This window comes from Rhizobium hidalgonense (assembly GCF_002914525.1).
Classification (GTDB): domain Bacteria; phylum Pseudomonadota; class Alphaproteobacteria; order Rhizobiales; family Rhizobiaceae; genus Rhizobium; species Rhizobium hidalgonense.
This window is the reverse complement of the sequence record NZ_LODW01000046.1, coordinates 118,023-133,383: the sequence shown is the minus strand read 5'-3', so window position 1 is coordinate 133,383 and position 15,361 is coordinate 118,023. Positions and strand designations below refer to the sequence as shown.

12 protein-coding genes and 2 pseudogenes are annotated in these 15,361 nt (G+C 57.9%); 9 read left to right on the top strand and 5 right to left on the bottom strand.

The annotated features are described in order from the left end of the window. Window positions 1-271 precede the first annotated feature (271 nt). The 3 genes and pseudogenes from ATY29_RS08775 (at window position 272) to ATY29_RS38325 (ending at window position 2,504) form a co-directional block, all read left to right on the top strand. The gene (locus ATY29_RS08775; protein ID WP_097535999.1) at window positions 272-1,048 is read left to right on the top strand and encodes a hypothetical protein; all 777 of its coding nucleotides are present in this window, start codon (window positions 272-274) and stop codon (window positions 1,046-1,048) included. Next, the gene (locus ATY29_RS08770; RefSeq protein WP_097535997.1) at window positions 1,048-1,686 is read left to right on the top strand and encodes an RES family NAD+ phosphorylase; all 639 of its coding nucleotides are present in this window, start codon (window positions 1,048-1,050) and stop codon (window positions 1,684-1,686) included. The genes ATY29_RS08775 and ATY29_RS08770 overlap by 1 nt, the downstream gene beginning before the upstream one ends. Window positions 1,687-2,277: 591 nt before the next feature. Continuing rightward, a pseudogene (locus ATY29_RS38325) lies at window positions 2,278-2,504 on the top strand (hypothetical protein). A gap of 632 nt (window positions 2,505-3,136) precedes the next feature. Here ATY29_RS38325 and ATY29_RS08760 read toward each other — a convergent pair. Beyond that, window positions 3,137-3,397 carry a sunset domain-containing protein gene (locus ATY29_RS08760; protein ID WP_375164590.1) on the bottom strand — a complete coding sequence of 87 codons (261 nt, stop codon included), beginning with the start codon at window positions 3,395-3,397 and terminating at the stop codon, window positions 3,137-3,139. 461 nt (window positions 3,398-3,858) lie between these two features. Then, window positions 3,859-4,113, bottom strand: a complete 255-nt coding sequence (locus ATY29_RS08755) for a hypothetical protein (RefSeq protein WP_025418446.1) — start codon at window positions 4,111-4,113, stop codon at window positions 3,859-3,861. Window positions 4,114-4,357: 244 nt separating this feature from the next. Between ATY29_RS08755 and ATY29_RS38500 the strand changes: the two are divergent. From ATY29_RS38500 to ATY29_RS08745, 3 genes and pseudogenes are all read left to right on the top strand, one after another. Beyond that, window positions 4,358-4,450, top strand: a pseudogene (locus tag ATY29_RS38500) (Y-family DNA polymerase); the annotation flags it as partial. A gap of 42 nt (window positions 4,451-4,492) precedes the next feature. Beyond that, complete coding sequence (locus ATY29_RS08750; protein ID WP_097535995.1) at window positions 4,493-4,915, top strand: SDR family NAD(P)-dependent oxidoreductase; 423 nt, start codon at window positions 4,493-4,495, stop codon at window positions 4,913-4,915. A 213-nt stretch (window positions 4,916-5,128) separates the two neighbouring features. After that, window positions 5,129-5,482, top strand: a complete 354-nt coding sequence (locus ATY29_RS08745; RefSeq protein ID WP_244597368.1) for a VOC family protein — start codon at window positions 5,129-5,131, stop codon at window positions 5,480-5,482. A 253-nt stretch (window positions 5,483-5,735) separates the two neighbouring features. Here the strand turns inward: ATY29_RS08745 and ATY29_RS08740 are convergent, their stop codons facing one another. Continuing rightward, on the bottom strand, window positions 5,736-6,635 hold the full coding sequence (locus ATY29_RS08740; RefSeq protein ID WP_097535993.1) for a LysR family transcriptional regulator: 900 nt from the start codon (window positions 6,633-6,635) through the stop codon (window positions 5,736-5,738). 117 nt (window positions 6,636-6,752) lie between these two features. Between ATY29_RS08740 and ATY29_RS08735 the strand changes: the two genes are divergently transcribed. After that, window positions 6,753-7,616, top strand: a complete 864-nt coding sequence (locus ATY29_RS08735) for an NmrA family NAD(P)-binding protein (protein ID WP_097535991.1) — start codon at window positions 6,753-6,755, stop codon at window positions 7,614-7,616. Between the two features lie 515 nt (window positions 7,617-8,131). Here ATY29_RS08735 and ATY29_RS08730 read toward each other — a convergent pair. Together ATY29_RS08730 and ATY29_RS08725 are read right to left on the bottom strand one after the other, a co-directional pair. After that, window positions 8,132-10,315 (bottom strand): ATP-binding protein, encoded by a 2,184-nt coding sequence (locus tag ATY29_RS08730; protein ID WP_097535989.1) that lies wholly within the window; start codon window positions 10,313-10,315, stop codon window positions 8,132-8,134. A 422-nt stretch (window positions 10,316-10,737) separates the two neighbouring features. After that, window positions 10,738-11,178, bottom strand: coding sequence for a lipid-binding SYLF domain-containing protein (locus ATY29_RS08725; protein ID WP_097535987.1), 441 nt, complete (start codon window positions 11,176-11,178; stop codon window positions 10,738-10,740). A 509-nt stretch (window positions 11,179-11,687) separates the two neighbouring features. On the opposite strand from ATY29_RS08725, the gene ATY29_RS08720 reads away from it, so the two are divergent. Continuing rightward, on the top strand, window positions 11,688-12,782 hold the full coding sequence (locus tag ATY29_RS08720) for a glycosyltransferase family 4 protein (protein WP_097535985.1): 1,095 nt from the start codon (window positions 11,688-11,690) through the stop codon (window positions 12,780-12,782). 7 nt (window positions 12,783-12,789) lie between these two features. Continuing rightward, a complete protein-coding gene (locus tag ATY29_RS08715; protein ID WP_097535983.1) occupies window positions 12,790-15,003 on the top strand; it encodes an amylo-alpha-1,6-glucosidase in 2,214 nt (737 codons plus the stop codon). The last annotated feature ends 358 nt before the right edge of the window (window positions 15,004-15,361 follow it).

Sequence of the window (15,361 nt, the reverse complement as noted above, 5' to 3'; positions counted from 1 at the left end):
GCTATAGCATCCATGCGATCTTTCGATCGGTATCACCCGATGAGGCGAGCAAACGAGTTGCCGCGTCGCGTTAGGGTCAGGAATCGGAAGCGGCTTCCAGCCTTTCGAAGCCGACCAGATTTCTGCCGCGCCGGACATGGGTGGCCGTCCCAAGCCGCCAACAGGCTCGGAGGAGACCGGAATTCGGAATTCGGCTAGGCCTAGGCTTCAACTCGACATCACGTGATATTAGTTATATACCTACCCTTCTCACTTGTATCACGAGACTTCCATGCTGTTCCGCTTTGAAGAGTCGCTCCTGCCAGATCAAATGCGCTCCGTCGGCTTGTCGGAAAAGGACGAGAAGGCCCTGTTTTCCCAGTTGTCGAAGGAGATTGCCAAGATCATGGCCTCGACGATGGTTGCCGGCCGCCTCCCCTTCGGCGACCTTGGCCCAAGATTGACGGAGCTTGCCAACGCCATGGCTGCGACCGCGCTTGGCCGCTCCGTCGTCCTTCGGCTCCAGCCGGAACTCTCGGACGCTGAGCGTCAATCCGTGAGAACATTCACGGAAACACTAGTGCGGGTGACTGAGACGGTCGATGAGGCACGCCTCGAAGCGGCAATCGGGAAGTTGGCGGAAGTCCTGCTGCCCGATGACCTGGAAAGGGCACGCGGGATCCTGGCCGCCGACAACGTCGATTTGCGCGATCGGTTTATGGCTGAAGTCCCTCACTTAAGCAGCACCGACGTCAATAAACTTGCGGGATCCAACGCAAAGAACAGCTACGCCACGGCGGCGCGCTGGAAGAAGAACGGGGATATTTTCTCGCTTTCATACCGCGGAAGCGAGTTGTTTCCCGCCTTTCAGTTTGAGGACGGTCGACCGCATCCGGCAATTAAGCGAGTGCTTCAGACACTTCCTGCATCCATGACCAATTGGCAAAGGGCGCTTTGGTTTGTCACTGCCAACGGATGGCTGGATGACGATGAGCCCATCGACCGGCTCGATGACGTTGAAGCGCTCGAAACGGCTGCGAGGCATGAGCATGAGGAGGTAGTCGGCTGATGGGAACGAAGGTTCCGCCGCCGCCTTCCACCTTCGCGTCGGTCAATGTCAAAACAGTTGCAGCTGGAGACACGCTCCATCGCACCCATGCGACCGCATTCCGTGCAGGCGAGTTCAATCCGTGCCGAGGGCAGCCCACGCGGTTTGCACCGTTCGACGATGCTGCCAGCCTGTGCGTGCCGTCGCTCTACGCGGCCACGACGCGCGAGGCCGCCGCTTTTGAGAGCATTTTTCACGACATCGCCCCGAGCGCCCGTTTCAAGACAGTTCGGCTGGCGACCGTCCTGGCCCGCAGTACCAGCCGGATCCGGCCGAAGAGGGACCTGAGGGTCGTTAGCCTCTACGCGCCCGACCTCAAGGCGTGGCGCATTTCGCGCGCCAATCTGATCGAGACGCCGAAGTCGACATATAGGAAGACGGTGTTGTGGGCGAGTGCGATCCACAACGCATACCCCGACGTGGATGGCCTCGTCTGGACCTCACGGCGATGCGATCCGAACAGCTGCGTGATCTTTTTCGGCGACCGCGTTCACGAAGCCGACTTTGACGTTGTGGACTGCATCGATGTCAGTTCGGATCCAAACCTTGTTTTGGAAATTCGAGGATACGGGCGGCGAGCTGGGATAACGATTATCTGAGCTCTGACAACGGCTATGACTGGCAGAATGGATCTCCCGAACCGTACATTTCTGCCAACGCCCATATCCAGTGACGGATCAAGCCTTCGAAGAAGCAGTCGTTTCCCTGCGGCTGCATTCACCGCAGGCGCCCCTGGCTTCGGCGTTATACTGTTTTTCAAAAACGGTATAACCAGAGAGACGATAGGGAACCAGATGGAATGTCCGTCTATTGCCTTGAAAGGATTTGAACCATCGATCCACGGTCTTTTGCCGCAACGCAAGCGGGATAGTGGTGCTACGAACGAACGGCAACCGTATGTGAGTTTGCAACGGCGACGGAAACGTGCCGCGTCATGCAATCTGGCTCAGACCATGGATCCGATACGACCGAAAGGAGCACGCTATGAAACAATGATTGATCTTGACGGCGAAATCCTCATGTGAGCTTTGAGACTATGCCCGCCCCTTCATTCCGCCGCCTCCATTCGAGCCAGCGCCTTCTTCCTTTTGCCTAGATACCCGCCGGCATTGATCCGTTTCCAATGCTCTCAAGGCCAATCAACCGGCGATTCCGCCACGTCTAAGCAGAAGCCTTTCTGAGGTCTTCCAATGACAAGGGACACTTCAAACGGCTATCGCATCATGTCGAAAGCTGTCCGTGAATGGTATCGGTACTACGAGGTGGAGTGGGACGATCAGGCTTCGTCGTTTCTTTGCGATGCGGCCTCTAAGACCACGGCGGCCAATCGGTCGAGGAGATGGCGACGATAAATCGGGAGGTATGTCGGGCTCGCCGCTACTCGCATCACGCCCCATCTTCCGACTCAGTGCACTGACCTCGCCGCAGGCGTGCGCCGGTGCATGAACGTTCGTTGGAAAGGATCCGAGATATGTGGAGACACTCGTCAATCTTGTGCTTTGTGACCCCCAAGGCCACCCTATCAGGAACAATCGCAAGGGCCAATGAGTTAATGGTTTAGTCGGGCGTAAGCGTAATCGGAGCGTGGCGCTCTCCCTATCCCTCGGGTATCCGAGGTTGCTTCCAGCTTTCGAGCTGTGACGCGGGGTTCGAATCCCTGCCCCGACAACAAACCTCGATACAAGCGTACAATCCGGAATATCTCGTCGGGGCTTTGTCCCCGAAATACATAACGAACTTCATTCAATCGTGTGCACCTCGGTATCGTCGTGGCGCTCGCACAGTTTTCCATCGTGTGTCCATGCGGCTGTATGTGAGATCCCGACGTAAAGCCGACCGCCAAAACTGAGGGAGAGGGTCAAATGCGATTGTGCTTGGAGGACCGGTCAGCGTGGGCAAGTTGGCGCTGCGGCTCTAGAGTTCCTCCGTGACGACGGTGTCGAAAAGGTGCAGACGCGGGCCATCATTAACTCGGACGCGGCCGCTTTCGGTGCGATAAGACCACACGACAGAATTAGGTTTTCGGCACCGATTTGCCCGCAATCCGCGCTACCTGCCCGCCCGCCGCCAGCCGGCAGCACGGGCTTCAGCTTCCGAGCAAAACCACCTCTCGCCGTACTGAGGAGATATCTTGGTTTCATCGTAATACTCCTGCCCCGGCACATGATAGATCCGCTCACCGCTGCCGATGCTCACATTGCCTTTGATATTGCAGCGACTGGCAAAGTAGGCAAATGGCGCAGCTGCTATTTCGACGCCGAAGTATCCAACTACGCCTCCCGCGATGACAGCTAGATAGAGCGCCTCCATCGTGAACCGGGGGCGACCCTGTTTCCTGGTAGCATCTCTTGGCGGCAATGAGCGATGGGTCGGCATGGCCCATAACATGCGAAATCCACCCCGCAACGCAAGCTCTGGTTGAGCTGGTAGTTAATCCCGATCTGGGCTGATCCCTAAAATGCAGCTAAATAACTTTGGCTTCGCACCGCCCATCCGGACCTTGCGTAACAGCGACAAGGGCTGCGATGAAGGCGGTTATTTCGAGGGTATCGGCGATGGCCAGGCAGAATCGATCTAATGCCGCTGGTCCAGCAATTGATCAAGTAACGAGGTCCAGGACTACCGCGGTCTTTGGCATGAGCGAGAAGCCGAAAGGCTCCGCATGACTGCGCACTTCAGTTTTGTGAAGCCCTGCCCCACTTCATCGCCAAGAAATCCTGGGATGAAAGCGCGGAAGGCAACATGTCTGAGTTAGCGCTGCTGCGAGAGAATTAGCCGGAAAGCGAGTTGTCGTTCGCTGGCCCGATCGCCGCATATCCAGCTTGCGACAGATGCACATTCGATCCAACCAGCAAAATCCACTCCTGGGTGCTGGCGTGAATTAACGCGGCCTCCACTTCGCCCAAGCTGAGCCCCTTGTCGATTCCATAGTCCATGATGGTATCGACCGGCACGCTGTCAGTGATCTTCATGGCGCGCATGGCCATGAATTCCAGGACAAGGCGGTTGTGGGTGTTGGGGTTCATGGCAACTCCTGTCGGCAGGACAGCGCAATCATCGCACGATTCCTGCCAATTGTGAAAGCAGCGAGGAGCTGCGCCAATTCCACATCTGGTGGCTGCTGGTTTCGCGCACCGCGACACCGTGCACATCGTAACGGTTGATATCCCGCTCTGTTATGTTTTCATTTTGTTTCGGCGTGAATTTTAACGCCGATCACATCGCGATCCCTAAAGCCGACAGATATGAGCCGACCGCCGTGCGAAAAAAATGGTTCATGTCGACATGGACGGGTTTTATGCATCGGTCGGCAGCGCGATAATCCGTTTGCGCCGCAAACCGATTGCCATCGGCGGATCGGCGCCCGCGGCGTAGGGCAGCGAGCTATAAGGCACGGATTGCGCCATGGCGCCGGATCCGGTCGGTGCAATGATCGCGAGGAAGAGCGGCCTAATCGTCAACATCTCTTTCTGGGCAGCCGAACTCTTCGAAGGCAACGCCATATACGGCGTCGCTAAGGCCGGTGCAAACAAACTCGCTGCTGATTGTGCGCATGATTTGATGCCGCATGGCGTCTCGGCTCTTGCACTTTATCCTGGTTTGGTACGAACCGAAGCGGTGATGCGCGCTGCCGAATTCATGGATCTGTCCAACTCGGAATCGCCTCGTTTCGTCGGCCGCGTGATTGCAAGACTTTGGAACGACAGCGCCTTGCTGGAAAAGTCAGGCCGCCCGCATGTCGTTGCAGAGCTGGCACGAGAATACGGGGTCGTTGACATCGATGGGAACCGTCCAAAGCCATTGGTGAGAGAAGACTTCATGAAATAGAAATCGTGGTTTGAGCGATGCAGCTGTCAGCCTGTTTAGCAATCGAGAAATTCTGTTCATCACCCTGTTTGGTCGCGTTCAGGCGGGGTGGAATTTTAGCAGTGGGGTCGCAAGCTGACCTCGTGAACTATGCTCTTGAGATCCCATCAGGGGTGGGTAGAGGCCTGCGCAGCGGCAGAGTGCGATCGCTAGAAAACTCTCTGGAGGCCAATCATGCCGATAACAGCAGATCCAACTCAAGCGCGAACCGCTACCCCCGTCGATCTTGGCGCAATTTTCGTCTCTGCCAGTTTCTGGAGTTGCGATGACCAAGATGCTTTTTGTGAACATGCCAGTGACGGACTTGGCGCGGGCCAAAGCCTTAACGTCATGCTCCTGACCCACTCCAAGAGGAGCGGTTTCACCAACCGACCGATCCCGCCGACAACGTCAAGTGAAGTGATGCTCGCGATCTCCTACGAGGGCCGTGACTCGGTCGATCAGATGAACGAGGCTGCCGCCTCACATGGCGGACAAGCCGACATCAATCCTGCGCAGGCTTGGGATCCTGTACAATCGCAGTTTTGACGATCCCGACGGGCATGTCTGGGAGGCAGTCTGGATGGACATGTCCGCTGCAGGGGGGCCGGGTGACTGAAGTACTCTGTGGCGTTGTTCCACCGTTGCCGGAGGAGCAAGTGATCACCGGCTCCTCCACGACTTCGCGAAATCAGTTCGTACGCCACTATGAACACCCGAGGCGAAACCGCCGGACGATAGAGTGATTGGATGTCTTCTTCGAGGCCGCAGGCATCTGCCAAACAAGTCTCAGCCGCGACATCTAGCCGATGATTTCGACACAGAAATCGATGAAAGCGCGGACCTTGCCAGGCACGTGAAAGCGCGATGGATAGAAGCAGTGCAGCGGAAAGGTCTCGTCCGGCCAATCCGGATAGAGATCGACCAGCTGACCGTCCTTGAGATAGGGCTCCATACCGAGCGAGAAGACCTGGGCAATGCCGATCCCGGCAAGGCAGGTGGCGAGCGTCGTCCCGGCATCGTTGACCAGGACGCGGCCGCGGGTCTCAATCGGCACCACCTTCTTGCCACGCCGCAGCTCCCATTCGAAAGGTCTGCCGCTCAGCGGATCCTGATATTGGATGCATGTGTGATAGGCGAGGTCCGCCGGCAGCTTCGGTGTGCCATGCTTTGCGAGATAGGAGGGCGCCGCAACCGTGATCACCCGTGTTCGAAAAAGCTGACGGGCAATCAGCGAGCTCTTCGCTGGAATCTCGCCGAAGCGCACCGCCACATCCATGCCGTCGGCCACGAGATCGCCGATCTCGTTGCGCGTCACCACCTCGATCTGCAAGTCGGGATAGCGGTCGAGAAAGACGCCGAGCTTCGGTCCGAGGATCAGCCGGGAGAAATAGGGATCGACATTGATTCGCAGCCGCCCGCGCACCGCCTGCGTCGTTCCGGCAGCATAGGCGGCGGCTTCCTCGATGCCGCCAAGCAGCGGCACGACCTGCTCGTAGAAACGCGCGCCATCATCGGTCAGCCGCAGCGATCGCGTCGTCCGGTCGAGCAGGCGCACGCCAATGCGGCTCTCAAGCCGCGCCACCGCCCGGCTGACCCCCGATGCCGTCAGCCCCAGCGCCTCGGCCGCTCGCGCAAAGCTGCCGCTCTCGACCACGGCGGCCAGCACGCTGACCCCATTCACCAATCGTCCGTCAAACATCATTCAATTCCTGATTTTAAGTCACGAATTATCTGACAAAAGCGCAGTTCAGTCAAAGGCGGCGTTGGCGCATCTTTGGCCATCGCGGCGTCCGCCGCTGTCAAAAGGAGTTCGAACATGTTTGCTGTAACCGGAATAACAGGCCAGGTCGGCGCCGTTGTCGGGGCGAAATTGCTGGAGCGCGGATTGCCAGTTCGCGCCTGCATGCGCAATGCGGATAAGGCGGGAAGCTGGCGCGATCGCGGTGCCGAAATAGCCATCGCCGAGATGACGGATGCAGCGGCGCTTGGTGCAGCCTTTGCCGGAGCGGAAGCCGTTTTCCTGTCGATCCCTCCCGCCTTCGATCCGGCATCGGGCTTTCCAGTGGCAAAGATAATCATCGAAGCCCTGAAGACGGCTCTGGTGAAGGCTGCACCGAAGAAAGTCGTCTGCCTTTCCACAATCGGCGCTCAGGCGAAGGAAGAAAATCTGCTGACGCAGCTTGGCCTCGTCGAGAAGGCTCTGTCCGCGCTGCCCATGCCGATCGCCTTTCTGCGCGCCGGGTGGTTCATGGAAAACTCGGCGTGGGATATCGCCGCGGCGCGCGAGGGCGTGATGCCGAGCTTCCTGCAGCCTCTCGATAAGCCTGTCCCGATGGTGGGCGTTCGCGATGTCGGCGCCGTTGCCGCAGAGATGCTGCAGGCGAACTGGACCGGCAAGCGTATCATCGAACTCGAAGGTCATTACCGCATCACACCGCTGCAGATGGCTAAAACCTTTGCCACGGTGCTTGGCCGTCCGGTGCATGCCGAGAAGGTCGACAGAGATGCTTGGGAGGCCCTGTTCCGCAGTCAGGGCATGCAGAACCCCGGACCTCGTATGCGCATGCTCGATGGCTTCAACGAAGGCTGGATCGAGTTCGATGGCGGTGAGGCCGGATCCCGCAAGGGCGAGACAACCTTCGAGACCGCTATCCGCGCGCTGGTCGAAAGCGGTAGATAACGAGGCCGAGGCGTCAACGGCGCCGCGGCCCCTAGGATGTCTAAGATTACTCATCCCGCCATCGATGATCAGCTCGCGGCCGACGATATAGCCGGCTTCCTCCGATGCCAGGAGACGATCAATGCCTTCTCCAGCTTTGGCCCGAACTGGAGCCTCAGGTCCTCGTGTTATCAGGGCTTTGGAAGGGTGGCTATGAAGAGCGCCGTCGCCGCGCACTTGGTATCCCGGTTTCTGTCGCTCCTATCTGGAATCTTGTCGCTTTCACGATCGCCTTTGAACCAGCGCTTCAGAACACTTCATCGGCACTCCGTTAGACCATATCAGGCATAGCCTTGCCCAACTGAGTCGCCGGTGTCTCTTATAAGGAAGAAATTTGCAACGATACAAAACCGTGCTGCTAACCATTCGCTGAGAGTGTTGCCGGAAGACTGACTTCGGATTGCATGCCGCCGCCTCTCCGCACGGCACGTGAGGTCGCCGACATCAGGTTCATCTCCAGAGGAAGGAGTTTGATGTCAGCGATCCAGAACGCTTCTGATACGCACGGCAAGATCTTTCAGCGAAAAGGGCTTCTGAAGGAGATGGACACCTTTGTCGAGGCGGCCGTGGTGCACGATCGCATTGCGTGAGTAGCCGGTCGTAAACAAAGCCTTCACGAAAGGCTGGACCTCCCGCGCCTTCGTTATGACATCCGCGCCGCTCATGCCGCCTGGCAGGACGACGTCGGTGAAAACAAGATCCACGGGTTGGTTAGCCGTCAGGATCTGCAGAGCCGTCGGACCGTCCTTGGCTTCCAAAACGCGGTAGCCTAGCTCCTTTAAAGACTCGACGGAATAGGCCAGAACATCTGGGTCGTCTTCGACGACGAGAATGATTTCGCCGGCTGCTGCTTCGGGCAGCGGCAGCCGTTCAATGGTTTCCTCCTCGACTTGCCCCGATAACAGTCTCGGCAGGTAAATCTTGACGCTCGTCCCTTCGCCAAGCTCTGAATATATTTTCACATGCCCTTTCGACTGCTTGGCGAAGCCGTAAACCTGGCTCAGTCCGAGCCCGGTGCCTTTGCCCTGTTCCTTGGTCGTGAAAAACGGCTCGAAAGCGCGCGCGACGGTGTCAACGTCCATGCCCGACCCGGTGTCGGAGATCGATATCGCAACATATTGTCCTGGCATCACCTCCGCATGATTTGTGGAATAGGCCTCATCCAGGTGCGCGTTGAAGGTTTCGATCGTGAGCTTGCCGCCGTCCGGCATCGCGTCTCGCGCATTGATGGCGAGATTCAAAAGAGCGCTTTCCAGCGCATTCGGATCGGCTTCCGTCTTCCAGAGGCCACCAGCGAGAACGATTTCGATCTGGTAAATTTCTCCCAGCGTTCGATGCAGAAGGTCCGACATTCCGCGAATGAGGGTATTGGCATCGACCGGTTTCGGGTCGAGCGGCTGACGCCTTGCGAAGGCAAGGAGCCTCTGTGTCAACGCCGCCGCTCTCCCGGCGCCGTTCATCGCCTGCACGGCGGCTCGACGGAGCCGGCCTGCATCGGCCGGAAGATTTCGCAAGAGCGTGTCGAGATTGCCTACGATAATCTGCAGCAGGTTATTGAAGTCATGAGCGACGCCGCCGGTCAGTTGACCAATTGCCTCCATCTTTTGAGCCTGTCGCAAAGCCTCAGCGTTGCGGCTGAGCTCATCCGTCTTCTGGCTAACAAGATCTTCGAGGTGAGCGTTCAACTGTCTTAACGCGTCTTCCGCCCGACGTCGCTCCTGTAGTTCGCGTTGGGCGGCCTCGAAAAGGCGGGCGTTGTCGATGGCAACGGCGGCCTCGCCCGCAAGCCCCATCAGCCCTCGTTCCGATTCCTCGCTGAACATGTCAATAGCGGCGTGCCCGAAGAACAATCCCCCGATCACATCACCGGTGCGGGACACGACGGGCACTGCCAGATAACTGCGCACGGGAAGATGACCTTCCGGCATACCTGCGTGAGGCGGATTGTTCCCGTAGCGAGTGTCTTGCCTAATATCGGCCGAACGCACGATCCCTTCACCGCTGAACGTCGCGTTAAAGACCGCGGTATTGCGAGGCATCGGAAACTGAGAGAACGTTTCCGGTGGCACGCCCGAAAGCGAATAGAGCATATAGCTCTCCCCGGCGTGATCGGTGACGTTGTAGAAAAAGGCGCCGAACTGCGCCCGGGTCAGTTCGACGCCTGCGTCCGTCACTGCCTGGACGAGCCTTTCAAGGTCATTCTCTCGCGACAGGATGGCCCCTGCGCGATTGAGAACCTCGAGTGCGCGGGTGCGTTCACGAAGTGCGGATTCCGTCCGTCGCTGTGTCGTGCGGTCTCTGAGTATCTTCACGAAGCCAGTGAGGCTTTGTCCATTGGCAAACAGCGGTGTGGTCTCGCCAACCGCCCAGATTTTGCCGCCATCCTTGCGATATCGCCATCCCTCGCCGCCACCTTTGCCGTGAGCCTTTGCATCAGCAAGTTCTGCCGCAAGCAAGCCTGCTGCATCCTTGTCTGGTGGAAAGATCTCGAGAAGGGTCTTTCCCACCATCTCATCTTCAGTCCAGCCAAGGAGATTGCTGGCCCCCTTGCTCCAGCCGACGACGGTCCCGTCCATATCGAGAACGATGATGCCCGTGTCCACTGCACTATCGAGGATCTGCTGGAGCCGCTCGGCGGGCAGGTACGTGGATGAACTCATATTCTACCAGTGGGAGTAAGAATGCGGATCGTTCGCACGCACCCTATCACAAGCGCTTAGGAGAAAAAGGGCTCGCTGCTTTATTATGGTTCAACCAAGCGGCACGACCGTCATAAGTAGGCGGTTCGTCCCTGAGAAGACGGGCGTAGCACATAAGCGATCAACGAGACGCGCTGGTACTGGCGCCGAGGATCGCCCTCGATAGCCTTGGAAGACCCTGACCAGACAATCAGATCACCGATCCCTGTCCCGTCTTCAAGCGTGACGGACACTCTTTCTGCTTTACGTCCGCTGGCGCACCGGCACCAGCCCGCGGTCTCGAGCCATCGTCGCGCTGCCGTCCCTTACCGCCAGACACCGCTTATTTTCGGGCCGCCGTCTAGCGGTTCGTGACATCGGCTCGGTGGGACTTCCAGCATCCATTACTTTACCGTGATGGCAATACCGCTGAGATCGGCGTTGACTTGCAGGCCTACCTGCTTGCCCGAGAGTTCGAGTTGGGCGCCCTTGTCATTGGTCATGACAATCACCTGGGCTCCTTTGCCGACCGCGCCGCCACCGCCCGCCGCACCGTAGACCCCCGTCACGTCTCGGGCGCGGCGAATATGGCGAACGGTACCGTGAAAGTTGGTCTTAGAAGCCCCGAAGGCGAGGCCCCCCGAGATGCCGCCGACAGAGATTGGATAGCGGCGACCATGGAAGGTCAGCGTGCCCTCGCCTCCAGAACCACCCACAAAGAAGGCAGCCTTGTAGACTGCAAAGGTGATCGTACCGCTGTCGGCATGCGCGGCGCCGGCAAAGCTAATTCCTGCTGCGGCGACAACCGCAGCCGCGACTGAACGAAATGTGGATGATTTCTTCATGATGCGAGTCTCCTTAGAAATCGAAGCTTGCCCAGCCAGGAGGGCAGCCAGGGTCATGACAATATTACAGCTGAAACAATCTCACCCGTCGTTGGTTCCGAGAAGCGGGTAGAGTCCGGCTGCGAGAACGTCGCCACGAAAAGACTCGGAGTGCAGGCGAACCGCTCTTCTATGTTGTCACCATGACCGAAGCACAGGTTTTATTTTACCGCACAACTTTAAGGCCATCTGACTCCTGCCGCCGTTTTGCGTCCAGCAAGAAGTAATCGAACTTTGAGCGCGTTGTACCGTTATCCACTGATGAAGTGCACGATGTCCTGTAACGAAACTCTGGAAGCATTGAGGCCACACAGTAACGACGGCGACGTCTTCACGCCGCACCATCGAATTGTCCTGTCAATCTCTTCAAAGCTTGCTGCCCCGCTGGGTTTCCACTTGCCTGCTGCCGTGTCGGTCTACGGGCATGTTTCCTGCCGACGGTTCGTTGCTCTTTTTGAGGAGAATTGGCGATGAAGATCGCTCAAATTGCGCCGCTTGCAGAAAGTGTTCCGCCGAGGCTCTATGGCGGAACTGAACGCATTGTTTCTTTTCTCTGTGAAGAACTCGTCGCCATGGGCCACGACGTCACCCTCTTTGCCAGCGGCGATTCGGTCACCGGCGCGAAGCTGATACCATGCTCGGATACTGCTCTGAGGCTCAATTCAGCGGTCAAGGATCAACTGCCGTATCACATCCTCATGCTGGAGCAGGTTCGACGCCGGGCGAGTGAGTTCGATGTCTTGCATTTCCATATCGATATGCTGCACTTTCCGTTGATTCACGATTTCGCCGATCGAGCGGTTACCACCCTGCACGGGCGCCTGGATCTGCCCGACCTGCGTTCTTTCTATCAAGTTTTCGCAGACGTTCCGCTGGTGTCAGTCTCCAACGATCAGCGCCGACCGATGCCACCAGTAAATTGGTCCGGAACGGTCTATCATGGTTTACCGCGCAACCTGTTGACCCTCACCGACAAGCCGAATGGCAATTACCTCGCCTTTCTCGGCCGCATCGCGCCCGAGAAACGCCCTGACCGCGCAATCGAGATTGCCGACCGAACCGGTATGCCCCTGAAGATTGCGGCAAAAATTGACGCGGCGGACAAAACCTACTGGGAGACGGTGATTGAACCGATGGTCAGAAGTCATCAGAATGTCGAATTCATCGGCGAGATCAATGACGGCCAGAAAGCAGATTTTCTCGGCAACGCCCGTGCGCTGCTCTTTCCGATAGACTGGCCAGAACCCTTTGGGTTAGTCATGATCGAGGCAATGGCCTGCGGCACGCCCGTCATCGCCTTTCGCCGCGGTTCGGTGCCCGAGTTAATTGACAACGACGTCTCCGGCATTCTGGTGGATAACGTCGCCGAAGCCGCGGCAAATGTCGAATGGGCGTTGAAGCTTGATCGCAGCGGAGTGCGCAGAGCCTTCGAGAAGCGCTTCACTGCTGAACGAATGGCTACGGATTATCTGGACATATATCGGCGGCTGCCTGGTGTTCGCCCAAACATCCCTCGACTGCGCCATTCAGACGGCTATGCCGTCAGTACGGAGCTCATCAATTGATTAGAGGATGGGAAAAATGCCGATCGATTCCTCCGACAGTCTCCCAGCGCCGGCGGCCTCAGGTATGCCGATCGCCCAGTTTACGATACCGGCGACCGCTTCCCTCACCGAGCGACAGCCACTAATTCTGAAACACGGCGATACTTTCGGCGTTTTCGATCACAATGGTGACGTCCTGTCCGGACCGGACAGTCCGGAGGGAATTTTCCATCGCGACACTCGCTACCTCTCCCACCTGACCCTGGCGATAAATGGCCAGAGGCCGATCCTGCTGTCTTCCACATTGCGCGACGACAATGCTACGCTCACCTGCGACCTGACCAATCCCGATCTTTTCGACATAGCCGGAAAACTCATTATTGGCCACGATCAGGTGCATCTGCGACGCACCCGTTTCCTGTGGAACTCGCGGTGTCACGAGCGGCTGACGGTGCGCAACTACGACGAAGCTCCGCAGCACGTCCGCATCGAGATTGCGTTTGCAGCAGACTTCGCCGATCTCTTCGAGGTACGCGGAACTGCGAGAGCCAAGCGGGGCCAACATCTGACGCCGATCGTCAGGGGTGAGGCAATCCTTCTTTCCTATGAAGGTCTCGACCATCGTCGGCGGTCGACGAGACTCTCTTTCGATCCTCCCCCAGACGAATCCGGCGATGTGCTCGTCCGATATAACCTGCGGCTTGCGCCGCACGAAACCCGCTCATTGTTCATCGAGATTGCGTGCGATCCGGGAGAAGACGAAAAATCGCGCCACTGGTCCTTCTTCTTCGCCTTGCGTGACGCCCGGCGTGCCCTTCGAACCTCATCGTCGAAAACCGCTTCGATCCTTACCTCCAACGAGATCTTCAACGAGGCAGCAAGGCGATGCGCGGCGGATCTGCATATGCTGGTGACCGAAATGCCGGAGGGACCCTATCCCTACGCAGGCATTCCATGGTTCAGCACCGTCTTCGGCCGGGATGCACTCATAACCGCCATGCAGACGCTTTGGCTCGAACCGGAGATTGCCGGTGGCGTTCTGGGTTATCTGGCGGCAAACCAGGCGAAGGAATTAGATCCGGCCCGCGACGCGGAGCCTGGGAAAATTCTGCACGAGGTCCGTTGCGGAGAAATGGCCGAACTTGGCGAGGTTCCGTTTCGTCGCTACTACGGCAGCATCGATTCCACGCCACTGTTCGTCATGCTGGCGGGCGACTATGTCCGACGAACCGGCGACATTGTAACAATCAAGCGTCTTCTGCCCCAGATCGAGGCGGCATTGTCATGGATCGAGGACTATGGCGACCGCGACGGCGACGGCTTCGTAGAATATGGCCGCCTGACTGAGGAAGGATTAATCAATCAGGCCTGGAAAGACAGCCATGATTCCGTCTTCCATGCCGACGGACGTCTAGCCAAGGGTCCTATCGCAGTTGCCGAAGTCCAGGCCTATGTTTACGGGGCCTGGAAGTCGGCGGCAGAAATATTCCAGCGCTGCGGTAAACCAGGCCGCGCGGCGGATCTGCTTGCGAGCGCCGACCGATTACGCAATGCCTTCGACGAACACTTTTTCGATGAGGAGCTTGGCACCTATGTCATGGCACTCGACGGTGATAAGCGACCTTGCAGAGTTCGATCGTCAAATGCAGGCCATGCGCTATTTACCGGCATCGCCTATCAAGAACGGGCCGAAGAGGTTGCGCGCACACTGATGAGCGCGTCATCGTTCTGCGGTTGGGGCATTCGCACCGTCGCCTCAACCGAGGCGCGTTATAACCCGATGAGCTACCACAACGGCTCGGTCTGGCCACACGACAATGCTTTGATCGCCAAGGGTCTCGCCGCCTATGGCTATCGAACCTCCGCGGCGAGGATATTCGACGGCCTCTTTGCGGCGTCTACTTATATCGATCTGCGGCGGCTTCCCGAACTTTTCTGCGGGCTGGCACGTCAGCGAGCGCAGGGCCCGACTTTTTATCCAGTGGCCTGCTCGCCTCAAGCCTGGGCGGCGGCAGCACCGCTCTTCCTTCTACAATCATGCCTTGGCCTCGATTTCGATCCGAGGAAGTTGCAGATCAGCTTTCATGAGCCGCAGCTTCCCGGTTTTCTCGACGAAGTCGTGTTGCGGCGCCTGCGGATCGGCGCCGGCTCCGCGGATATTGCATTGCGCCGCTCGGGCCGCCAGGTCGTGGTCGACGTCATTGATCGTAAAGGCGATATCCGAGTCGTCACGACTGTGTAAACGTCATGGCTGCACCCGTTCTTCCCAAACAAACGACTATAAGGCCTAACAGTTTATCCGCGAACTTCTACACTGTCATAAGTTCCCGAGCGCAGCGGATTGCAGCAACCCCGATCTCATTTTCTGTGGGGCAGGTCCGTTGAAGGCGCCGGCGTTAAGCCGGGCCTGTTTCAAGCGCGTTATCCCGATTGTATATCGCGAAAATGCATTCTGATTTGGAGCAAACACTCTCTGACGCAGACCCGGCCAAACCGACAACGATACTGAAGAAACGACGCAGGTGCGCGTCTAAGAACTGGTTCGATGAAGAGGAGCCAGGGACCGAAGTCCATCACCATTGTGACGTTCCTCCCCGGTG